This is a genomic window from Candidatus Spongiihabitans sp., assembly GCF_965237845.1.
Lineage (GTDB): Bacteria > Pseudomonadota > Gammaproteobacteria > Arenicellales > Poriferihabitantaceae > Spongiihabitans.
The window spans coordinates 2673026-2695298 of sequence record NZ_OZ250154.1 but is presented as its reverse complement, the minus strand read 5'-3'; the positions used below and the strand labels follow the sequence as shown (position 1 = coordinate 2695298).

The 22273-nt window shown below is 49.8% G+C and carries 20 protein-coding genes; 2 read left to right on the top strand and 18 right to left on the bottom strand.

The genetic code is table 11. The features are described 5' to 3' along the window. Positions 1-189: 189 nt before the first annotated feature. The 3 genes from ACPXXB_RS13090 to ACPXXB_RS13080 all read right to left on the bottom strand — a co-directional run bounded on the left by ACPXXB_RS13090 (position 190) and on the right by ACPXXB_RS13080 (position 3485). Complete coding sequence (locus tag ACPXXB_RS13090) at positions 190-585, bottom strand: hypothetical protein (protein WP_423908039.1); 396 nt, start codon at positions 583-585, stop codon at positions 190-192. Positions 586-607: 22 nt separating this feature from the next. Further along, entirely contained in the window at positions 608-1285 is a 678-nt protein-coding gene (locus ACPXXB_RS13085) for a hypothetical protein (RefSeq protein ID WP_423908038.1), read from the bottom strand. Positions 1286-1415: 130 nt separating this feature from the next. Next, on the bottom strand, positions 1416-3485 hold the full coding sequence (locus tag ACPXXB_RS13080; protein ID WP_423908036.1) for an FAD-dependent oxidoreductase: 2070 nt from the start codon (positions 3483-3485) through the stop codon (positions 1416-1418). Positions 3486-3640: 155 nt separating this feature from the next. On the opposite strand from ACPXXB_RS13080, the gene ACPXXB_RS13075 reads away from it, so the two are divergent. Together ACPXXB_RS13075 and ACPXXB_RS13070 are read left to right on the top strand one after the other, a co-directional pair. After that, positions 3641-4861 carry a DNA methyltransferase gene (locus ACPXXB_RS13075; protein WP_423908035.1) on the top strand — a complete coding sequence of 407 codons (1221 nt, stop codon included), beginning with the start codon at positions 3641-3643 and terminating at the stop codon, positions 4859-4861. Positions 4862-4991: 130 nt separating this feature from the next. After that, a complete protein-coding gene (locus ACPXXB_RS13070; protein WP_423908033.1) occupies positions 4992-5624 on the top strand; it encodes a DUF1638 domain-containing protein in 633 nt (210 codons plus the stop codon). 109 nt (positions 5625-5733) lie between these two features. On the opposite strand, the gene ACPXXB_RS13065 is transcribed toward ACPXXB_RS13070, so the two are convergent. The 15 genes from ACPXXB_RS13065 to ACPXXB_RS12995 form a co-directional block, all read right to left on the bottom strand. Then, complete coding sequence (locus tag ACPXXB_RS13065; protein ID WP_423908031.1) at positions 5734-6897, bottom strand: D-alanine--D-alanine ligase family protein; 1164 nt, start codon at positions 6895-6897, stop codon at positions 5734-5736. Positions 6898-6926: 29 nt separating this feature from the next. Next, positions 6927-8402: an NADH-quinone oxidoreductase subunit NuoN gene (nuoN, locus tag ACPXXB_RS13060; protein WP_423908029.1), complete on the bottom strand. Its 1476-nt coding sequence runs from the start codon at positions 8400-8402 to the stop codon at positions 6927-6929. 22 nt (positions 8403-8424) lie between these two features. Beyond that, positions 8425-9918 (bottom strand): NADH-quinone oxidoreductase subunit M, encoded by a 1494-nt coding sequence (locus ACPXXB_RS13055; protein WP_423908027.1) that lies wholly within the window; start codon positions 9916-9918, stop codon positions 8425-8427. 27 nt (positions 9919-9945) lie between these two features. Continuing rightward, positions 9946-11907, bottom strand: a complete 1962-nt coding sequence (gene nuoL / locus ACPXXB_RS13050; protein ID WP_423911210.1) for an NADH-quinone oxidoreductase subunit L — start codon at positions 11905-11907, stop codon at positions 9946-9948. A gap of 141 nt (positions 11908-12048) precedes the next feature. Continuing rightward, on the bottom strand, positions 12049-12354 hold the full coding sequence (gene nuoK / locus ACPXXB_RS13045) for an NADH-quinone oxidoreductase subunit NuoK (protein ID WP_423908026.1): 306 nt from the start codon (positions 12352-12354) through the stop codon (positions 12049-12051). Further along, on the bottom strand, positions 12351-13034 hold the full coding sequence (locus ACPXXB_RS13040; RefSeq protein WP_423908024.1) for an NADH-quinone oxidoreductase subunit J: 684 nt from the start codon (positions 13032-13034) through the stop codon (positions 12351-12353). Before ACPXXB_RS13040 ends, nuoK begins: the two co-directional genes overlap by 4 nt. Positions 13035-13065: 31 nt before the next feature. Beyond that, a complete protein-coding gene (locus ACPXXB_RS13035) occupies positions 13066-13872 on the bottom strand; it encodes a DNA methyltransferase (protein WP_423908023.1) in 807 nt (268 codons plus the stop codon). 34 nt (positions 13873-13906) lie between these two features. Then, entirely contained in the window at positions 13907-14395 is a 489-nt protein-coding gene (nuoI, locus tag ACPXXB_RS13030) for an NADH-quinone oxidoreductase subunit NuoI (RefSeq protein ID WP_423911207.1), read from the bottom strand. A 67-nt stretch (positions 14396-14462) separates the two neighbouring features. Beyond that, positions 14463-15509 (bottom strand): NADH-quinone oxidoreductase subunit NuoH, encoded by a 1047-nt coding sequence (nuoH, locus tag ACPXXB_RS13025; RefSeq protein ID WP_423911205.1) that lies wholly within the window; start codon positions 15507-15509, stop codon positions 14463-14465. A gap of 24 nt (positions 15510-15533) precedes the next feature. Beyond that, positions 15534-17951, bottom strand: coding sequence for an NADH-quinone oxidoreductase subunit NuoG (nuoG, locus tag ACPXXB_RS13020; RefSeq protein ID WP_423908021.1), 2418 nt, complete (start codon positions 17949-17951; stop codon positions 15534-15536). Further along, a complete protein-coding gene (gene nuoF, locus ACPXXB_RS13015) occupies positions 17948-19321 on the bottom strand; it encodes an NADH-quinone oxidoreductase subunit NuoF (RefSeq protein WP_423908019.1) in 1374 nt (457 codons plus the stop codon). The genes nuoG and nuoF overlap by 4 nt, the downstream gene beginning before the upstream one ends. After that, complete coding sequence (gene nuoE / locus ACPXXB_RS13010; RefSeq protein ID WP_423908017.1) at positions 19318-19818, bottom strand: NADH-quinone oxidoreductase subunit NuoE; 501 nt, start codon at positions 19816-19818, stop codon at positions 19318-19320. The genes nuoF and nuoE overlap by 4 nt, the downstream gene beginning before the upstream one ends. Further along, complete coding sequence (locus ACPXXB_RS13005) at positions 19808-21061, bottom strand: NADH-quinone oxidoreductase subunit D (RefSeq protein WP_423908015.1); 1254 nt, start codon at positions 21059-21061, stop codon at positions 19808-19810. Before ACPXXB_RS13005 ends, nuoE begins: the two co-directional genes overlap by 11 nt. Continuing rightward, complete coding sequence (locus ACPXXB_RS13000; protein ID WP_423908013.1) at positions 21054-21533, bottom strand: hypothetical protein; 480 nt, start codon at positions 21531-21533, stop codon at positions 21054-21056. Before ACPXXB_RS13000 ends, ACPXXB_RS13005 begins: the two co-directional genes overlap by 8 nt. A gap of 45 nt (positions 21534-21578) precedes the next feature. Next, the gene (locus tag ACPXXB_RS12995; RefSeq protein WP_423911202.1) at positions 21579-22241 is read right to left on the bottom strand and encodes an NADH-quinone oxidoreductase subunit C; all 663 of its coding nucleotides are present in this window, start codon (positions 22239-22241) and stop codon (positions 21579-21581) included. Positions 22242-22273: the final 32 nt, after the last annotated feature.

Here is a 22273-nt window from a genome sequence, read left to right as displayed (position 1 = left end):
GTCTGCTAAGACCCTCTCGAGGTTCCTTGTCGCACGGTAAATCCCGTTGACCCACTCCTCTTTTTCCGGATCCTCGAGTAAGTACCGGGGCTCGGGAGTTACGGCACGGAGATCGTACAGGCTGGTATCGCTACGCAAGCTCCCTTCAACGACTAATTCCTGATCACTGACGCGCATATTGCCCGCCCGCTACTCTTTCTCCATCAGTTTTATGAGGAGCCGCCGTGTCTTGCTAATTTCCGCCCCAACCGCTTGCCAGTTGCGGTTTTCCAAATCATCGAGCAGCGAGCGATACTCTCTTTGTTCAGGTTCGGGAATATACCCCCACGCCTCCAGCCATTTGGTCTCAATCTCGCCGCGCGATTTTTGCAACCTGGCCCTCGCTGGACCACCCTCGGCGAGTTCCGTTTTTGCACTTTCGACTTGTCGTCGTGTGGATTCCCATGCTTTTTCCCGGTCTTGTTCGATGATTTGAAATGCACGTTTCTTAACTACCGATGAATCGCAATCGTCCACGGCCGAACAGCCGGTAAGCGATACAGGGACGGCAGCCAAGCCGAAGGGCAAAATGGATTTGATGTTCATGGGGTTTTCCGATGATGGGTGGTTACTTTTTTCTTTCGCCGTGCTTGAGGCATTGCTCTTTTTGATGCTTTTTTAGTGCATCTGCGAGATACTCTCGAATCGTGCGGAGTTTGGCATCTGGCTCATACGGATTCCTCTTACCCTGTATGTTCAAACAAGGATTGAACAGACGGATAAAGATTTTTTCCAACTGCTTAATGACGGCTTCTTTTTCGGTGCTGTCCCTTTTTTTCCGTTCTTCGCCGCGCTTCCACTGGAGGTCGGTGATGTACTCCGGCAAAGTATTCACCGCAACCAACAACAAACTGTGGTCGCCGATTTCCCTTACCGTGTGCGCATATACTTGCCAACGTTCTCGATCGCGTTCCTTTTGCGTGCGCAGTTTTTTCACCATCCCATCCAAGAACTGGTTGTCACTATAATTCGGCGACAAGCCGAAATGCGCGCCGATACGTCGAGCGAAATGGGAAGATGCACACATGCCAACATACAACGGATTCCCATTCTGGTCAAAAAACACATACACCCCATGCCGCAGAGTTCTGTCTTTACTGACAGTTACCGGGTTGGTCAGCAAGTCCAAAAACTTAAGGTCTTTCAGCGGACACTTGTAGTTTGTTTTCACTATCGTTTCCACTTCGGCCGGGGTCCGGTCGAGCAAGGACACGAGATCGATTTTGAAGTTTGGCGTTGTGTTCATGGTTTGTTACCTCTGGTTATAGGTGCGGTGGCTTTATCATTACCAGTAACCATAAAAGATAAAAGATAAGAAAGCAACCACGCTGATCCGGATTGTAACCCATAGGGCAGGACACCTTTTACGTGAACCGTTATATTTCCACATATTCACGCTTAAACGGAACCTGATCGATATTCATCGGTTGATCAAATTCTCGCGCGAATCGGTGTCCGTGATAAACTGCGGCGGCGATGGTTGATGGTGCCAAGCAGTCTCCGATTCGGGTTACGGATTTGATTCCGGCATGGTCCAGGGAATCAGCATCGTTGTCGAGGTCAAAATACAATGAGGATACCGGGCGCCGAGCAGTCACCAATACCAGATGTTGTGCATTTATGGTTTGATTTTTAGCGCTGACGACATGCTCCAGAATAATTTGCTTGTTGTTTACACGCTGGATTTTATGTTTTTCAACAATGGAAATGCCCAAATCACCTAGACGTTTTTCGATATGAATCTGCTCAAGGGTGTTATGAGTCCAGACCGAGACATCTGCAGCCGGGGTGACCAAAGTCACTTTGGCGCCGGCATTTACCAGGGATTCGGCGATAACGCTGCCCATGTAATAGTGATCATCATCGTACACCACGATATGCCCGCTAATCCGCAGCCCGGCCATGACATCATCTGCGGTCAGGATATGCATCCCCTTATCGCGGGGTATGGGTTGGCGGTGGACTCGGCCAATGCCATCGCGGTCCCATTTTGATCCTGTGGCGACAACCACATGCTGGATATTCAATTGTTTGGCAAATTCCAGCACCTGTTGCTTGTTCAGCGCGCTGTGCAGAAAAACCTGAACATTATCCAGTTTATCGATTTGCCCCAACCGATAATCAACCACTCGTCTCCATGCGGATAATCCGGGCAGTTGGCTTTCACAATGCACCCGCCCGCCCGCATGATCATTTGCCTCTGCCACGGTGACGTTATATCCCCGCCGGCCTAAAGACATCGCGGCTTCCAACCCGCTTGGGCCGGCGCCAACGATTAAAACAGCATCGCTGGAGGCTGCCTTTTCAATTTTCTCGGGATGCCATCCGCGCCGAAATTCCTCGCCCATGGTTGGGTTTTGGGTACATCGAATCGGTGCGATGATCATATCGCCAGAGACGCAGATATTGCAGCCGATGCACTCTCGAATATCCTTGACCTGGCCGCTTTCAATTTTACTGGGCAGAAAGGGATCGGCAATAGAGGGGCGCGCCGCGCCAATCATGTCGAGAACGCCTCGTTTGATCTGGGAAACCATCGCATCCGGTGAGGTGAATCGACCGACGCCCACTACCGGTTTGGTGGTGAGTTTGTTCACGAACGCAGTATATTTTTCCTGAAATCCTTCTTCGGCGAACCGCGATGTCGCTGAATCATTAGACCAGTCGCTGATGTTCACGTCCCAAATATCCGGATATTCAGCAAGCATTTCCACTACTTCCCGGCCTTCGTTTTCGGCAACCATGCCGCGCTCTCCGATTAACTGGTCAACCGTAAAACGCAGCGCAATGCCGCAGGCATCTCCCACTGCGTCCCTGGTATCTTCGAGCAACTCCTGCAAGAACCGCACCCGGTTTTCCAGGCTGCCGCCGTATTCATCGGTGCGCTGGTTTCGCTGAGGGGAAATAAAATGAAAAGGTAAAGCAAGGTCATGGGCGGCATAAACATAAACGATGTCGAAGCCCATTTGTTTGGAGCGCAACGCCGCCTTTCGATGCCAGCGACGCACGTCGGCAATATCTCGTTTGCTCATGGCGTAGGCTTGCGCCGGTTGATAACTATCAATCATCATTTCCGATACCCCCATCGCCGGCAGTCTGCTGTAAAGGTTGGCGGAGGCGTGTCCGTTATGGGTGATTTCAATGGCCGCAAGCGCGCCGTGTTCGTGGATGGCATCGGCAGTCATCTGTAATCGTTTCATGTCGCCTTCGTCCCATAACCGCCCTTCAATGTGCGGCGACCACTCTGAGCCAGGGTGAATTTCAACTTCCTGAGTGGAAACAACCGCCCAGCCGCCTTGCGCTTTCATGCCTCGCATCGCCGCTTCCGCTTTTGGATAAACATGACCCAAACCATTGCAATGCGGCACCTGATAGAAACGGTTGTGTGCGGTTACCGGCCCGATTTTGACCGGCTCAAATAAAATATCGTATCGTGGGTCTCGCATTTAGCGCTCGCAATTTAATGGGTTGTTTTAATGAACGCTGTATAGCGCGCGGATGATTTTAAGGGCTTTTTTGGTTTCACGCAAAGGGCTCGATTTATAAAATCTTGGTCTATAATATAATACCTGACCTTCATCTTCTCAATCAGGAGTACACGATGCCCGCCTCTAAAAACAAACTCTATGTCGCCGACAATTTGGATGTGCTGCACGGCATGAATTCCAACATGGTGGATTTGATTTATTTGGACCCGCCGTTTAATTCCAAGCGGATGTATTCCGCTCCGATTGGCACCGCAAAGGGCGTGGTAGAGGCGGGTTTTCACGATATTTGGAATTGGGATGACGATGTGGATATTCGGTTGGAATCGTTCCTTGACGGTCACCCCGAATTATTCACCTATATTGATTTGGTTGGGGAGATTCATGGCCCGGCGATGAAGGCGTATTTGACTTTTATGGCACAGCGGATTATTGAAATGCACCGCGTATTAAAAGACACCGGCAGTTTGTATCTGCATTGCGACCCGACTGCCAGCCATTATTTGAAAATTATTTTGGATTGGGTTTTTGGGAAGGATAATTTCAGGAATGAGATTATTTGGAGTTATCAAACAGGTGGGGTAAGTAAAAAATGGTTTGGCAAGAAGCACGACATCATATTTTTGTATACCAAAACAGACGACTATTTTATTGACCTATCGCGGGTAAAGGAAAAACGCACAGATGAAGTTTTGCGGCGATTAAACACGGGAAGTGAAAACGCAACACGAGCAAAGGACACGGAACGATTGCCATTTGATGTGTGGAATATACAAGCATTAAACGCTATGTCAAAAGAACGCACCGGCTACCCCACGCAAAAACCGCTGAAACTATTAAATCGCATCATTGAGGCAAGCAGCAACCCCGGCGATTTAGTGATGGATCCATTTTGCGGCTGTGCCACCACCTGCGTCGCCGCGCAAAATTTGCGCCGTAAATGGATTGGTATTGATGTTAGCGATGTGGCGGTAGATTTGGTTGCCACGCGATTGCAGTACGACGAAGGCGGACAAGTGAAAATGTTCCAAGATTTCATGCCATTGAAAACGCCACCGATTCGCACCGACCAAACCAAATTAACTTGGAGCAAACAACAAATCCGCGAGCATTTCTACGGCAAGCAAAACGGAGATTGCAACGGCTGCGGCGAGCATTTCACCCATGCCCGACATTTCCATATTGATCATATTCACCCCAAATCCAAGGAGGGCGGTTGGGTGTTGGAAAACTTACAACTGCTATGCGGCAGTTGCAACAGCATAAAAGGCGACCGCCCGATGGAATATTTGCTGAAAACCATCAAAGCCCGCAGAAGTCAACGGCCGATTTTTTGATGTCTGACTCAGCCAATATAACTCCGGTGAAATGAGTATGTTATTATACGTTCAACCTGTTTTCACATAACACTTGTAATACTTGCTCTTTGTTAGATATTGAAAATATTCCAACTGATAACCAATGTCGTTGAATGCTATCGCCATGGTTCCGAACAACACAGCATTTAGATTTCGTAGAAATACGAGTGGTACCCTGTTGGTTGTATGTGGCGCATTAGCCAGGGAGGTGGTGTATATAATTGAGCATAACAAACTCGACAATATTGATGTGCAGTGTCTATCAGCTCAGCTACACCACAGACCCGCGTTGATTCCCGATGCGCTTGAGTCAGTAATCAAGGAGAACAAGAATAAGTATAAAGAGATTTTTGTGGTTTACGGGGATTGCGGCACTGCTGGGGGAATAGATACGGTTTTGGAGAAGTATGGTGTTGAAAGAATTGATGGACCGCATTGCTTTTCTTTTTTCCATGGAAACGACACATTTATGAGTAACGAAGGAGACACAACTTCATTTTTCCTTACAGATTTTTTCTGTCGGCATTTCGATAAGTTTATGTGGCAACAATATGGGTTAGACAAAGGTCAGGGGATGGTGGATTTTTTGTTTGGCAACTATAAGAAGCTTGTATTTGTCGCGCAAACACAAGATGCAGAGCTTAAAGAAAAGGCAATAGAAATATCAAAAAAACTTGGTCTCACATTTGAGTATCGTTACAAAGGCTATGGGGATCTGGGGGAATACGTTAAAAGCCTGTAGAAACACATATTTATTTCGTTGCGAAGAAGCGCGACGAATATGATGATGGGTTACGCATCTCTCCGAATCAAGTCGGATATCCGATGGAAATTGCCACTCCCATGGAAAATCAGAACACTCTTTTCAGCAGTTGCTTTGATTGATGATTTTCTATGGCGAGTTCAATTAACCGGTCAAGTAATTTGGGATAGGGGATGCCGCTGGCGGCCCATAGTTTAGGGTACATGCTAATCGGCGTGAATCCGGGCATGGTGTTTAGCTCGTTTAATACGACCTCGCGGGAATCCCGGTGAACGAAAAAATCCACTCTGGCCAGCCCTCTGCCATCAATGGCTTTGAACGCTTCGATGGCAAGTTGTTGCACGCGCGCGGTGGTTTTGGCGTCCAGCGGCGCGGGAATGACTGATTGAGATTTATCGTCAATATATTTGGTTTCATAATTGTAGAACTCGGCGCCGGGAATAATTTCGCCCAGTACCGAAGCTGCAGGCCCTGCATTACTGATATGGGCATTGCCTAGAATGGCGCACTCGATTTCGTGGCAGTTTTCCATGGCCTGTTCAATCACGATTTTATTGTCAAACTCGAATGCGTGTTCAATAGCGATGGCCAACTGGTCCCGCTTCTTGGCTTTGCTGATGCCGACGCTGGAGCCCATATTTGCGGGCTTGACAAACATCGCATAGCCGAGATCGCTTTCAATTTGGTTGATGACACGATTTTTGTGTTGTTGCCATTGCCAAACCGTGCACACCATATACCGGACCTGGGGTATGTTGGCCGACTCAAATACCTTTTTCGCCAATGCTTTGTCCATAGCCAGGGCCGAGGCAGCCACGCCGCAGCCAACATAAGGCAATCCGGCCATTTCCAAAACGCCTTGTAACGTGCCGTCTTCGCCAAAGGTGCCGTGCAGAACCGGAAACACGACATCCACGGCGGGAATGTGGCTGCCTGAGAAAGCAGAAATTGAGGATTCAGAGATTGATGAATCAGGCAGCCGGGTCAGGTTGCCCTGATTATGCAAGCTCAGTGAGACCGTGGTGGTTGAAACGCTATCAGCGGCTTCGATTTTTTCAACGCAGCCAGCAGACGCCAGCGCTTCAATATCGTCGCTTAAATACCAGTGGCCTGATTTATCGATGCCGATTAGATGAACATTATACTTATTTCGGTGCAGCGCTTTCAGGATTGATCGCGCCGAGGTGACCGATACTTCGTGTTCGCATGATCGACCGCCAAACAATATGCCGATATGGAGCCCGTCTTTCATTACTCAGATAAATTAACCCGGCAAATTAATTAATAGACGAATTGTTTAATCACCCGATTGCATAGCGTAATCAAGGTTCCGATCCAGGGCAGGATTGCAATGATTATGATGACGTTAATCGCCAGTACAATTTTACGGTCGGATTGCACAGGGGTGGGTGCGTCCGCTTCGGGCATTGTCTGCGGCGCATCAAAGTAAATCAGTTTGATAATTCGCAAGTAGTAGTAGGCGCCAATCACCGCCAGTACCACCGCAACAATAGCAACCCATTCCAGATGGGCATCAATGAGCGCTTGAATAACCGATAGCTTTGCGAAGAAACCTGCGGTCGGCGGAACCCCCGCCATAGAAAACATCAGTATCAGGAACAGTAGCGCGGTCCACGGACTGCGCTTGCTCAAGCCTTTGAGATCGTTGAGCTGGTCGGATTCAAAATCCTTGGTGGACCAATACAATATCAATCCAAATGCCGCACAACTCATGGTCGCGTAAATGAGGATATAAAACAAGGATGCGCTATAGCCGGCTGCGCTGCCCGCCAGTATGCCGAACAGGAAAAACCCCATGTGAGAAATTGTAGAATACGCCAGCATTCGCTTCAAATTGTCCTGGGCAATGGCGATAACATTTCCGACTGCCACCGACAAAAGCGCCAGGATTATCAGCATCTGCTGCCACTGCTCATGCAAGTCTTCCAGCCCGCCCACCAAAAGACGCATTACCAGGGCAAATGCGGCAATCTTGGGGGCCGCGCCAATAAAGGCAGTGGTTGATGTGGCAGCGCCGTGATACACATCAGGAATCCACATATGAAAGGGAACCGCGCCAATTTTGAATGCCAAGGCGACCACAATAAAAACAACGGCCAAGGAAAGAGCAGGCGCAAGCGCCAGATTGTCCTGGCCCATGTTGGCCACAACCGAGCTAATCACGGCAAGTTCAAGGGAGCCGGTTAATCCGTAAAGCAACGACATGCCGTACAGCAAGACACTGGATGCCAGTGCGCCGAGCACAAAGTATTTCATTGCCGCTTCAACGGCCAGTTTGTCATCCCGAAAAAAGGCAATCATCGAATACAGGCACAACGACATCAATTCCAGACCCAGGTACAACGTCAACAAGTGATTAGCCGACGCCATCACCATCATCCCGCAAACCGCAAACAGCCCCAAAACATAATATTCGTTCTTAAAGATATTTCGGTCCTGATTGTATTGTCGGCTATAGATAAAGATCGTGGCGGACAACAAACAAATAGCCACTTTCAGCAGATCGCCCATGGGATCATCAACAAACAGGCCGTTAAAGGCAAATGCGGATTGGGCAGAAAAATCACTGACAATCAATACACAGGTGGCGAGCAAGGTGAAAACACTCAACCAAAAGCAAACAATGTCGTTACGGTCCTGGTTAATAAACAAACCCAGAAGCAGTATTGCCGATGCCATTGAAGCGACAAAAATCTCCGGGAGCGCCAATGCGGTTTGTAGTGATTGCAGAGTCATCAGGTCATTAAACGGCAGATCATTATCGACAAATCAGGGGACATTTTGAAATATCCACATGACGCAATAAGTTTTCGATGGAAGTATGCATCACCTCGAGTACCGGATTGGGCCAAATTCCAACCACCAGAACCATTGCGGCAAGAATCCCAAGCATCAAAATTTCACGGCTGTTGACATCTTCCAGGGCAGCAACATCCTTATTGATAACTTTGCCGTAAATGACGCGTTTCACCATCCACAAGGTATAGGCGGCGCCAAAAATCAGGGTTAGCGCGGCAATAATGGCAAACCAGGGATTAGCTTGAAACGAGCCGAGAATGACCAGAAATTCACCGACAAAGCCAGAAGTGCCGGGCAGACCGGTATTGGCCATGGCGAACAGCACAAACAATGCGGCGAAAACCGGCATCGGCGTAGCGATGCCGCCGTAGGCGTCGATCATCCTTGAATGCGTCCGGTCATACAGCACGCCGACGCATAAAAACAAGGCGCCGGAAATAAACCCGTGGGAGATCATTTGCATCATCGCGCCTTCGGCGCCCTGAGCGTTAAAAATAAACAAGCCTAAGGTGACGAAGCCCATGTGAGAAATCGAAGAGTAGGCGATCAGTTTTTTCATATCCTGCTGCACCAGCGCCACCAGCGCGATGTACACCACCGCAATCAACGAAAGCGTAATCATCAACCAGGCGAGTTCATGGCTGGCATCAGGCGTGATCGGCAGGCTTAATCGAATGAACCCGTAGCCGCCCATTTTCAACATAATGGCAGCCAATATCACCGAGCCGCCGGTTGGGGCTTCGACATGCGCATCGGGCAACCAGGTATGCACCGGAAACATCGGCACTTTTACTGCGAATGCGCTGAACAATGCCAGGAAAATCAGGATTTGCGCCTTAAGCGTCAAGGGCAGGGCATGGTAATCGAGAATACGGAAACTGCCGTCGCTGACATTGTATAAATAAAGCAGCGCCACCAACATCAGCAAGGAACCCAACAAGGTATAAAGGAAGAACTTGATGGTGGCGTAAATTCGGTTGGGGCCGCCCCAAATACCGATAATCAGGAACATCGGAATGAGCATGGTTTCCCAGAAAACATAGAACAACACCGCATCCAATGCCGAAAAAACACCGATCATGACCCCTTCCATAATCAAAAACGCGGCCATGTATTGGGCGACGCGCTCGGTGATGACTTGCCAGCTGGCAATGACCACAACCACAGTTAATAAGGTGGTCAGCAAGATTAACGGCATGGAAATACCGTCCACGCCAATTGAATAGTAAATATTGAAGGCGCTAATCCAGCTATAATGCTCCGTGAACTGCATATTCGCAGTGCCGGCATCAAATCCGCTATACAGCGAAAAGCTGAGCAAGAAGATAATGACAGAAAAGCCGAGTGCCAGCTTGCGCGCGATTCCGGCTCGTTGATCATTGCCAGTGGCCAGCACCAGCACACCAGCGACAATGGGCAGCCAGATGAGCAAACTGAGTAATTTATTTTCCATGTCGTTTATTTCTCATGGCCTGCCGGGTTATAACCATACGAAAACGGTAATCAACCCGAACAGCCCGATGATCATGGCGAAGGCATAATGGTAGGTATATCCGGTCTGGATATGGCGCAGGATGGCTGAAAAGCCCCTGATGGTGTTTGCCGTGCCGTTTACCAGGGTGCCGTCGATCAAACCCGCATCGACATGCTTGTTGAGTAATTTGCCGAAAACAACGGCGCTTTTTGCAAACACCATTTGATAGAAGTCATCAAAGCCATATTTATTGTCGAGAATGCGATAAATTGGCGCCGATGCGCTGGCAATTTTTCCGGGCAGGGCGGTATTTTTACAGTAGCAATACCAAGCTCCGATTATCCCGGACACCGCTAACCAAAATGGCCAGGTAAGCACGCCGCGCCAAATTGCTGCCAGCACTAATGCAAATCCGGTTTTGCCGTGAAAACCCTCGGCAATTTCCTGAGTGACATCATGATGACGTATAATGAAAATGGAATCGCCAAAGTAATCGCCGACCACGACCGGGCCAAAGAACATGAATCCCGCGAACACCGATGGTATGGCCAGCGCGACCAGCGGCAGGATGATCACGTTAGGTGATTCGTGTAAATGTTTTATAATGTCGGCATCGGAACGGTTGCGGCCGTGAAAGGTCATGAACAATAATCGGAAAGCGTAAAACGCAGTCACAAATACCCCGAGTAACACAGCGATGTAGGCATATTGTGACCCCCAAATTTCACTATGATGGACCGCTTCGATGATGGCGTCCTTGGAGAAAAACCCGGCGAACGGCGGAATGCCTGCCAAAGCCAGCGCACCCACTGCACAAGTGATGTAGGTAATGGGCATGATGGTTCTCAGGCCGCCCATCTTGCGCATATCCTGTTCGTGGTGCATGGCGATAATCACCGAACCGGCGCCGAGGAAAAGCAATGCCTTGAAGAAAGCGTGGGTGCCAAGATGGAAGATGGCAATTTCGTAGGCAGACGCGCCAAGCGCAACCGTCATATAGCCCAGCTGGGATAATGTTGAGTAGGCGACCACACGCTTGATATCGTTTTGTACTAAACCGATTAGCGCCATGAATATCGCCGTTGTGGCGCCGATTACCAATACCACGGATAAGGCGGTTTCAGAAAACTCAAACAGCGGCGACATTCTCGCCACCATAAAAATCCCGGCGGTCACCATGGTCGCGGCATGGATCAATGCAGAAATGGGTGTTGGCCCCTCCATTGAATCCGGCAACCAGACATGCAATGGCACCTGAGCGGATTTGCCCATAGCGCCCATAAACAACAGCAAGCAAATAACGGTCATCCACTGCCATTCTCCAAACGGAGATATAACGGTGGCCTCTTTTACAAAGGGCGCGCTGGCGAATACAGCCGCATAATCCAGAGAGCCGAACACGTAAAGTATTGCGGCGATACCCAATAAAAACCCAAGGTCACCGATGCGGTTGACTAAAAACGCCTTCATGTTGGCAAAAATGGCGGCGTCCCTTTCAAACCAAAACCCAATCAACAGATAGGATACTAATCCGACCGCTTCCCATCCAAAGAATAACTGTAGAAAGTTGTTGGACATAACCAGCGTCAACATGGAAAAAGTGAACAATGAGATGTAACAAAAGAAGCGTTGATAACCGGGATCATCAGCCATATAGCCAATGGTATAAATATGCACCATCAACGATACAAAGGTAACGATGACCATCATGGTCGCGCTAAGTTGATCAATCAGGAATCCGATTTGAAATGGAATGCCGCCGCTAATCGCCCAGGTATATAATGTTTGGTTGGCGATGTTGCCATCTTGCACGTCAGAATAAACCACCAGAGAAAGCGCGAAAGCCAAGGTTACCCCGGCAATAGTTATCGAATGTGCGCCGCGACGACCGATTGCCTTTCCAAATAATCCGCAAACGATTGAAGCGGCCAGACAAACCAGGGGAATTGCGAGGTACACCTCGTTTATATATTCTTGCACCTCGTTTAGTTATCCTTTGAACGTGGCATTGAGTATAGCCTTTGTTTGAGTTTATTCTTGAATTCAAGCTCGTGCTCGTACATCAAAAATATTAGGGTTGCGAAGTGGATATTTCCCATTTTTTCCTGTTCAACCTTTCAGGGAGTCGAGTTGGTCGACGTTTATGGTTTGGTGGCTACGGAACAGAACAATCAGGATTGCCAAGCCAATCGCGATTTCTGCAGCGGCCACGGTCAAAATAAAAAACACAAAAACCTGACCCGCGATATCTGCAAGATAGTGGGAGAAAGCGACGAAGTTAATATTAACCGCCAACAGCAGTAATTCAATCGACATCAACAAGATCACCAGGTTTTTCCGGTTCAGGAAAATCCCCACCACGCCAATGGAGAACAATACTGCGCCGAGAATTAAATAATGCGATAAAGGGATCATGATTCGATGCCTTCAGGGGTGGATTTAGACGCGGTTTCAGTTGGCGCGGCTTCTGTTAAAAATCCCGTTGCACTGGGATCTGCCGAGTCCATATTCACGATTCTTAGGCGATCCTCTCGATTGACCTGCACCTGAGAAGCGGGATTGTTGTATTTGCTGTTCGGTCGTCGTCTCATGGTTAAGGCAATGGCTGCGATTATCGCGACCAGTAAAATCAGAGCCGCAATTTCGAAGGCATAAACATAATGCGTGTAAATCTGGGCCCCTAGGGCTTTTGTATTGCTGTATTCAACCCCGTATGCCGCCGGGTTGCCGTAGTTTCCTGAATCGCCGACATCAAAAGAGCCATACATTACCAGGGCAATTTCCAAAACCAGCAATACCGCGATCAAACCTCCAATCGGTAGATAGCGGGTAAATCCAGCGCGTAATTTAGCCAGATCAATATCCAGCATCATCACCACAAACAGAAACAATACCATGACTGCGCCGACATAAACCAACACCAGCACAATAGCCAGGAATTCCGCTTGTAGCGTAATCCATATGCAGGCGGCGCTGAAAAATGCCAGCACCAGAAACAACGCTGATTTCACCGGATTGCGAATAGTCACCACCATGGTCGCGGCGAACACCAGCGCCACACTGAAAGCATAAAACGCGAATTGCAGGAAGGTCATACTGATAATGTGATCAAAATGGTTGCCAAAACTATATGCGCGCCACCACTTGTGTCGGCAACCGCGCCATCAGATCGGCCATTGTGCCGATGCCTTTGGTGCGGTTGCAGGCGCCGCACAGCAATTGCAGGTTGTCGTCGGTATCCTGCCCGCCGTGCGCTTTTGGCACGATATGATCGACTTCCATATTACGCATGGGGAAATGCGTGCGGCAACCGCTGCAAAAACCTTCCTGTTGTCCGTATAAAATATTTTTGATGTTGTGCGAGCGAGCCAAACCGCGCGCGCTTCTTTTCGGGATGTCGGTGCGGTGGATGACTTTGGCATCCCACACTGTGGTTTTTTTGTCGTCGGCGGTGACGATGCCTAAGTCTTTGTGTAATCGGGTTCTTACCAACTCCACCGCTTTTGCGCTGATGTCAATGCCGATCCACTGCCGACCATATTTTTCCGCTGCAACACAAGTGGTGGCGCACCCACAAAACGAATCCAGCACTAAACCGCCTTGCGGACAACTCGCCTTGATGATTCGGTCGAGCAAAGCCATCGGCTTTTGTGTTGGGTAGCCGGTGCGTTCTTTTGACTGCGAGTTGAGGATGGAAATGTGCCACCAATCATTCAAAGCAACCTCGGTCTTTCCATGCCGATACACGATTTTGTCGTAATCGCCTTTTTCGATTTTATGCGCGGCTTTGCTACCGACCGGCGCTTCATAATTGCGGTTGCTGTTGAACGGCGGGTCGAGATAAACCAGATCGACGCTCTCGGTATTCATGCCGCGCAAAATCGGCAGGTTGTCACCAGTGAAAATCGTGCGGTTGTGAACTTGTGGTTGCATAATAAATTTTGTTTTATCCCGATTGGCATCGTGTTTATCGGTAGGTTGAATCCTGTTTACGCGCCGCCGCGATTTCCTGTTCGTGTTTGTCGCCGATTTCCAGCAAGCGTTGTTTGTCGATTATGCACTCGTGGTTTTCCTCCATATGAAATTCATGGATGTCGGTCATGACGATGGCGTCCACCGGACATGCTTCCTCGCAAAAACCGCAATAAACGCATTTGAACAGGTCAATGTCATAGCGCGTGGTGCGACGGCTGCCGTCTTCACGTTCTTCAGAGTCGATGGTAATGGCCAAAGCCGGGCAAACGGCTTCACACAATTTACAGGCAATGCAGCGTTCTTCACCATTGGCGTAACGTCGCAAGGCGTGCAGCCCGCGGAAGCGCGGCGATTTCGGGGTTTTTTCTTCGGGATACATGATGGTGGTTTTCTTGCGAAACAATTGTCGACCGGTCACCCCGAGCCCCTTTCTTAACTCTTGCAGTGAAAAAGTTTTGTACCACTGTTTGCCCGCGTTTATTATTTGTGGCAGCCCCATAATTTGTGCCTATATTAATTAATACGATCGACGATCGAAAATGATTGCGTTATTGGAAAATATACCCAAAGGGGGTGTAAAACTTGCCTAATCCAATGACCGTAATCCAAACCAGTGTCACCGGAATCAAGACTTTCCAGCCCAACCGCATAATCTGATCGTAGCGATAGCGAGGAAAAGTCGCTCTGAACCACAAAAAGAAAAATGCGACAAAGGCTGTTTTGATGCCAAACCAAAATAATGGCGGCAGCCAGGTAAAAGGCGCGACCTCAACAGGCGGCAGCCACCCGCCCAGGAACATCAACGCAGCAAGGGCGGCAATCAGAATCATGTTGGCGTATTCGGCTAAAAAGAATACCGCAAAAGCCATGCCCGAATATTCAACATGAAAACCGGCGACGATTTCTGATTCGCCTTCGGCAACATCAAACGGCGCGCGGTTGGTTTCCGCCACACCAGAAATAAAGTACACAATAAACAATGGAAACAAAGGTAAAAAGTACCATTGCCAGAACCCGCCGGATTGACAAAGCACGATTTCCCGCAAGTTGAGGCTACCGGCCACCATTAAAACCCCGACCAGCGCGAAGCCCATGGCGATTTCATAAGCCACGATTTGCGCCGCCGAGCGCATGGCGCCAAGAAAAGCGTATTTGGAATTTGAAGCCCAGCCGGCGATGATTACCCCGTAAACGCCCATGGAAGTGAGGGCAAGCACATACAGCAAGCTGGCATCGATATTCGCCAACACCAAGGAATCAGTAAATGGCATCACCGCCCAGGCGGCCAGCGCAGGCGCCAGAGACAGAATCGGGGCAATCAAAAACAGAAATTTATTTGATTTGGCAGGAATGATGATTTCCTTCATCAACAATTTCAGGGCATCGGCAATCGGCTGAAGCCAGCCTTTGGGCCCCACACGATTTGGCCCCACCCGGGTTTGCATATAGCCAATCACCTTGCGCTCTGCGAAGGTGAAATAGGCGACGCTGAGCATCAATGGCAACAGGATTGCCATAATTTTAATGACTATCCATGAGGTCGTTTGGAGTGCTTCGGGCAACCACCCAGTCCAGGCAAGATAAAACTCGTGCATCATGTCTTCTCCGTCATGCCTGGTTTACTCTATTGCCTCAACGGTGACCATGACATGCCCGCCCAATCCAGCTGTTTCCATGAATCCTGCGGGCACATAAACACAGTTCTCGGCGATGCGATCACTGGTTCTTAATTGCAACGTTGCGCTGCCTGATTCGTTCTGGACTTTAACCTGAGCGCCATCATTGAGCTGCAATCCGGTAGCAGTGACTGGATTCAGGCTGGCGGCCGGGGGCGGATTATCAGCGGTTTGTTGGAGCGCCTGAGCATGTCGCAAGGTGACCTCAGCGCGATACATTGGTATGTCAACAACGCGGGTTAATGGGCTGGATTCCACGAAATCGGGGGTGCCCTTTTCGCTGTATGAAAGGGCCGGGTGAAATTGCAACTCCACTAACCGGCAGGAAGGGGCGATATCAGTGAGGTTGATTTCCCCGGTGACATCGTCGATTGTGACCTGTTCAAAACCATTTAGCCCAAGAAAATTGCCCATTACCCGAAGAATTTTCCAGCCTGGGCGGGCCTCGCCTTTTGGCGTGGCCGCTACTTTCGCGTTTTGAATACGACCTTCACAATTAATATAAGTCCCGGCAGATTCAGTGAAGGCGGCCATGGGCAACAATACGTCTGCATATTGCATGACCGACGCGCTTTTGAATGCACTGATTTGTACAATGAATTCCGCTTTGTTCAGCGCCGCCAATGCGGATTTGCCATCGATGCTGTCCAGTTCCGGCTCGGTTCCAAGCAGAACAAAGCATCGAAGCCCGGCTGAACCCTGCTCGGTTGAACCATGTTGCCCCAGCATTTGCCCGGCATTCATGCCGTTATCGCCAGGCACGCAACGCGCTATCCAACCGGCTGCGCTATTGGCGCAACCCAGCACCGCTAATTTGCAACCCGTGGTGTCACAAATCCATTGCGAAATCGCTTTTAATAAACTGGCATCCGTATGTTGTTGTGCCAATGCGCCAATAATAATCAAGCCATTTTCGCCAGCTGCAACGATATTCTTCGCAGTTTGCTCAAATCTGGAATCGGAGTCGGCAATCTTTTTAATATCAAAAGGCGGTTCCGCAGATTTGATATGCGCAACACGCGCCGCCAGTGCCGCCAAGCTGCGAACCATTTGCCCGCCAGCGGCCACGTCGGATTCAACAGTGTCGAAATTAAAATCGAAATCCACAGGGTTGATGGCGCTGATTTTTGTGCCTTTTTTATTGCATCCGTCGCGCAGTCGCAGCGCCAGCAAGGGTTGTTCTTTGCGGATGTTTGAGCCAACCAGCAATACCGCCGCCAAATCGTTGTAGTGCTGAATTTGGACTTCCGAGGCTGGAAAACGCGGTGCGATGTTATCGTCTCGAAAGTCGCATTGTTGCAATCGGTGGTCTACGTTATCGCTACCCATGCTGCGCATCAATTTCTGCAGCAAATAAAATTCCTCCAAAGTGGAGGTCGCTGCGGCTAACCCGCCGATGCCTTTACCAATGTTGTTGCCAAGGTCGTTACCAGTGCCTGAATCAAGCGCCGTTGTCATGCCGGCGGTGGCGTGATTGAGCGCTGTTTTCCAGTCCACTTCACGCCATTCACTGCCGTCTTTGATCATAGGCCGGGTTAAACGCTGCTCACTATTCACCGCTTCATAACTATAACGATCGCGGTCGGCCAGCCAACATTGGTTAATCTCGGGATTATCGATCGGCAATACGCGCTCGACCTGATCACGCAGGGTTTGAATATTAATATTGGTGCCCAGGCAATCGTGCGGACTAATGCCGGGGTGATTTTGCAGTTCCCATGAGCGCGCCGCAAACCGATAGGGTTTTGATGTTAATGCCCCCACCGGACAAAGATCAATCATGTTGCCGGACACTTCCGAATCTATGGAGCGATTAAGAAAGGTGCCGATTTGCATAAACTCACCCCGTCCAGGGGCGCCCATTTCCATCACCCCGGCAACTTCCTCTCCAAACCGGACACAGCGGGTACAGTGAATGCAACGGGTCATTTCTGTGGCAACCAGCGGGCCGATGTCGTGACTTGGCAGCGAGCGTTTTCTTTCCAGGAATCTGGAGTCATCGTTGCCGTAGCCCATGGCCTGGTCTTGCAGCGGACATTCTCCGCCTTGGTCGCACACCGGGCAATCCAACGGATGATTGATCAGCAAAAATTCCATCGTGCCCTGCTGTGCTGCCTGAGCGTATTTTGATCGGGTAAACACTTTCATCCCGTCCATCACCGGCGTCGCACAGGCCGGCAGCGGCTTAGGCGCTCTTTCCACTTCAACCAGGCACATTCTGCAGTTTGCGGCGATGGAAAGTTTTTCGTGATAGCAAAACCGGGGGATATAAATGTCGTTTCTATCGGTGACACAGATCAGCATTTCACCCGCCTGAGCTGGCAGGGATTTGCCATCCACTTCTATGGTCACCTTGGTCATGCGGCGTCGGCGGTTGCGTTGGCGGGGTTGGCTGCCGCTCCTGCGCGTCCTGCGCTCGCGGTATACAGGCCATCCGTGGCCATAACTTTCGCTTCAAACTCGTGGCCGAAATGTTTGAGAAAACTTTGCACCGGCCAGGCCGCGGCATCCCCCAAGGCACAAATAGTGCGGCCTTCGATCCGATTGGCCACATCCAATAAAGTATCAAGGTCGGCCATCGTGCCGTGGCCATTGTTTATGCGTCTAATAATTCGATATAGCCAGCCGGTTCCTTCCCGGCATGGTGTGCACTGGCCGCAGGATTCTTCGTAGTAAAAATAAGAAATCCGTTCCAGCACTTTGACCATATTGGTGGTTTCATCCATGATAATGACCGAACCGGCACCGACCGCAGAACCGTTTTGTTGCAGCGAATCGTAGTCCATATTCGCTTTCATAATATTTTCGGCAGGCATAACCGGTACCGAACAGCCTCCGGGGATAACCGCTTTCAATTTCCGCCCTTTCCAAACGCCGCCCGCCATTTTCAAAAGTTCGCTAAACGGCGTACCCATTTTAATTTCATAGTTGCCCGGTAGTTCGACATGACCGGTCACGGAGAATACTTTTACGCCGCCTGAGTTTTCTACGCCCAGATCCTTGAACCATTGGCTATTCATCCATTTGCCGTTGCCGCGCAAAATAGCAGGCACTGAGGCGAAGGATTCGGTGTTGTTAATCGTGGTCGGTTTGCCATATAACCCGAATGCGGCCGGAAAAGGCGGTTTGAAACGCGGCTCCCCTTTTAAGCCTTCCAGGGAATTGAGCAAGGCGGTTTCTTCGCCGCAAATATAAGCGCCCGCGCCTAAATGACTGTACAGGTTGAAATCGAAACCGGAGTCCAGCAAATTGCGCCCCAGATATCCGGCTTGGCGGGCTTCTTTCATGGCCCGCTCCATTACCTCATAGGGCTGCCAAAATTCGCCACGCATATAGTTGTATCCAACAGTCGCGCCCATAACATAGCAGCCGATGGCCATGCCTTCGATCAACGCATGTGGGTTAAGTCGGAGAATATCCCGGTCCTTGCAGGTTCCCGGCTCGCCTTCGTCGGAATTGCAAATCACATATTTTTGACCGTCAGCAGCTCTCGGCATAAAGCTCCACTTGACCCCCACGGGAAAACCGGCACCGCCACGCCCGCGCAGGTTTGACGCTTTCAAGGCTTCAATAATTTCGCTGGCCGGCGTTTTCTCTCGCAGGATTTTTTCGAGCGCCTGATAGCCGCCGTTCGCTTGATAGCTTTTCAGTGTCCAGGGCTGGTCTATGGACGAATCCGGCAAACACACGTTGTAAGCCTTACGCACCGTATTAAATTCAATGTCGGTCACGGCAATGCCTGCAAAATTGCGTCGATTTTTTCCGGGCTCAGATTTTCATGGTAGTCGCGGCCGATTTGCATCATCGGCGCACCGGCACAGGCTGCCAAGCATTCCACTTCTTTCAAGGTGAATTTACCGTCGTCGGTGGTTTCGCCAAATCCAATACCCAATTTATTCTGCAAATGTGCAACCACTTCATCGCAACCGCGAAGCATGCAGGAGATATTGGTGCACACGCTGATTTTATGTCTGCCGACCGGTTTTAGGTCGTACATCGAATAAAATGTGGCGACCTCAAAAGCGCGCACCGGCGGCACGCCGATGACTTCGGCGACGTATTCGATAAGCTCCTCGCTTAACCAGTTGTGTTCATCCTGAGCGATTCGCAACGCCGCCAATAACGCCGACTGCCGCCGGTCCGGCGGGTACTTGGCCAGCTCATTATCGATTTCCCGCAATGAAGCGTCGGAGAGTAATGCTTTGTCTTCCACGAAATTACCTGTCAATCTCCCCGAACACAATATCCTGGGAACCGATGATGGCCACCATATCAGCCAACATATGACCCTGGGACATTTCATGCAATGCCGCCAGGTGGGGGAAACCCGGGGCGCGAATTTTTACCCGATAAGGTTTATTTGCGCCATCGGAGACCAGATAGATTCCGAACTCGCCTTTGGGGTGCTCGATAGCGGCGTAAGCCTCCCCCGCAGGCACACAATAACCTTCGGTAAATAATTTGAAATGGTGAATCAGTGATTCCATGTCGCCTTTCATATTTTCCCGAGAAGGCGGGATTAATTTATGGTCATCGACGATGACTGGGCCCGGATTTTCTCGCAGCCAGTCGATGCATTGTTTGATGATGCGATTGGACTGGCGCATTTCTTCCACGCGCACCAGATAGCGGTCATAACAGTCACCATTGGCGCCCACCGGAATATCAAAATCCATTTGCTCGTAAACTGCATAGGGTTGTTTTTTTCGCAAGTCCCACTCGACCCCAGAACCGCGCAACATGGCGCCGGTAAAACCAAGCGCTTTGGCCCGTTCTGGCGTGACAATGCCAATATCAACGGTGCGTTGTTTCCAGATTCGATTGTCGCTCAGTAGCGTTTCATATTCATCAACGCAGCGCGGAAATCGATCGGTAAATGCCTCGACAAAATCCAGCAGGGAGCCTTCCCGGTCGGCATTGCGCGCCTTGGTTTGCACTTCGGAATGGCGTTTGGTTGGCGCGTATTTTGGCATTTGATCGGGCAGATCGCGGTACACGCCGCCCGGACGGTAATAAGTGGCGTGCATGCGCGCCCCGGAAACCGCTTCATAACAATCCATCAAATCTTCGCGCTCGCGGAAACAATACAAAAATACCGTCATTGCGCCGACATCCAGCGCGTGCGCGCCGAGCCATAAACAATGATTGAGAATACGGGTAATTTCATCGAAAAATACGCGGATGTACTGTGCGCGAATGGGCGGCATAACCCCCAGCATTTTTTCGATGGCTAACACATAGGCGTGTTCGTTGCACATCATCGACACATAATCCAGCCGATCCATATAGCCAATACTCTGGTTATAGGGTTTGGATTCAGCCAGTTTTTCAGTGCCGCGGTGCAGCAGCCCGATATGCGGGTCGCAGCGTTCAATGACTTCCCCGTCCATTTCCATGATGACCCGCAATACGCCGTGAGCGGCCGGGTGCTGCGGCCCAAAATTCATGGTGTAGTTGCGGATTTCAGCCATTTTGCGTAATCGCCGAGGAATTCATGCTTTTTTCCTTATGTATTAGTATCTCATCCAATCTCCCCCATTTTTCCTTAAACTCCTTTACATCATAATCGGGCGGTTCCAGCCAGTAAGAAATATTGCCATTTTTCCCTGAACGATTAGCAAGTTTTTTTACTTCTTCTGGATACAGAATAAAGCAATTCGGTGGTTCTTCACGCACTCTATTTAAAACTATCCAACAATCACCCATTATCCCATCTAAGCCCTTTCCAAGAGGAACTGCGGTCCTTTGTGATAAACTTTTTACTTGGATACCAATAAAATTATTAGCGTTGGCAGGATAGGCAACAATATCAATACCTTTAGCATTTCTCGCTGTAGGCATAACATTCCAACCCATCATAGATAATTTATAGCAAGCGTAAAACATACCCACATTACCTGTAACTTGTGATGATCTCTTCGTTTTATCCAATGGTTTTTTCATCGCGCCCTCCTCGTATAGACGGCAGTTTAAGCATGGAATAGGTGGTTATTCTCCGCCACCGTTATAATGGCCGATGTCGGCATTGGCTCGACTGAACACATCCTTGCCGATGGTGCGCGGCACCAGCGTGCGCGGCTCAATGGTCACCGGTTGATAAATCACCCGCCCCTGTTCCTCGTCGTAGCGCATTTCCACCTGCCCGGACAATGGGAAATCCTTGCGAAACGGATGACCGATGAAACCGTAGTCGGTCAGCAAACGCCGCAGGTCCGGGTGGCCGGTAAATATAATGCCGAGTAAATCGAAGGCTTCACGTTCAAACCAATTCGCCGCGGGCCAAATATCAATGACCGATTCGGTAGTTGGCGGGTCATTGTCTAATTCGGTGCGTAGCCGCAGGCGGAAGTTATGATTCAAGGACAGCAGGTGATACACCACCGCATAGCGACTGCCGGGCCATGACGTTGCATTTTGTGTCCCGCTTCCCAAGAGCGCATCATCTTCCTCACCGTAACTCGAATAATCCATACCGCACAAATCAATCAGTTGATCGAACTGGGCGTTTTTATGATCCCGGAGTTTTTGACAAACCGTTTTGATGTCCTTGCAGGCTATTTCGCAGGTCAGCTCGCCAAATTCCACACGCTCGGACAACAGCGCATCGCCCAACAGGGTTGGCAGGTATTCTCTTAATTGTGACAAACTCATCATTGCCGTTATACGTTTTTTAGCTTGGCTCT

Bases quoted from the DNA above. Each gene is read 5' to 3' on its own strand.
- ACPXXB_RS13090 (WP_423908039.1), bottom strand. From the start codon at position 585: ATGAACATCAAATCCATTTTGCCCTTCGGCTTGGCTGCCGTCCCTGTA.
- ACPXXB_RS13085 (WP_423908038.1), bottom strand. From the start codon at position 1,285: ATGAACACAACGCCAAACTTCAAAATCGATCTCGTGTCCTTGCTCGAC.
- ACPXXB_RS13080 (WP_423908036.1), bottom strand. From the start codon at position 3,485: ATGCGAGACCCACGATACGATATTTTATTTGAGCCGGTCAAAATCGGG.
- ACPXXB_RS13075 (WP_423908035.1), top strand. From the start codon at position 3,641: ATGCCCGCCTCTAAAAACAAACTCTATGTCGCCGACAATTTGGATGTG.
- ACPXXB_RS13065 (WP_423908031.1), bottom strand. From the start codon at position 6,897: ATGAAAGACGGGCTCCATATCGGCATATTGTTTGGCGGTCGATCATGC.
- nuoN (WP_423908029.1), bottom strand. From the start codon at position 8,402: ATGACTCTGCAATCACTACAAACCGCATTGGCGCTCCCGGAGATTTTT.
- ACPXXB_RS13055 (WP_423908027.1), bottom strand. From the start codon at position 9,918: ATGGAAAATAAATTACTCAGTTTGCTCATCTGGCTGCCCATTGTCGCT.
- nuoK (WP_423908026.1), bottom strand. From the start codon at position 12,354: ATGATCCCTTTATCGCATTATTTAATTCTCGGCGCAGTATTGTTCTCC.
- ACPXXB_RS13040 (WP_423908024.1), bottom strand. From the start codon at position 13,034: ATGACCTTCCTGCAATTCGCGTTTTATGCTTTCAGTGTGGCGCTGGTG.
- ACPXXB_RS13035 (WP_423908023.1), bottom strand. From the start codon at position 13,872: ATGCAACCACAAGTTCACAACCGCACGATTTTCACTGGTGACAACCTG.
- nuoH (WP_423911205.1), bottom strand. From the start codon at position 15,509: ATGCACGAGTTTTATCTTGCCTGGACTGGGTGGTTGCCCGAAGCACTC.
- nuoG (WP_423908021.1), bottom strand. From the start codon at position 17,951: ATGACCAAGGTGACCATAGAAGTGGATGGCAAATCCCTGCCAGCTCAG.
- ACPXXB_RS13005 (WP_423908015.1), bottom strand. From the start codon at position 21,061: ATGGCTGAAATCCGCAACTACACCATGAATTTTGGGCCGCAGCACCCG.
- ACPXXB_RS13000 (WP_423908013.1), bottom strand. From the start codon at position 21,533: ATGAAAAAACCATTGGATAAAACGAAGAGATCATCACAAGTTACAGGT.
- ACPXXB_RS12995 (WP_423911202.1), bottom strand. From the start codon at position 22,241: ATGAGTTTGTCACAATTAAGAGAATACCTGCCAACCCTGTTGGGCGAT.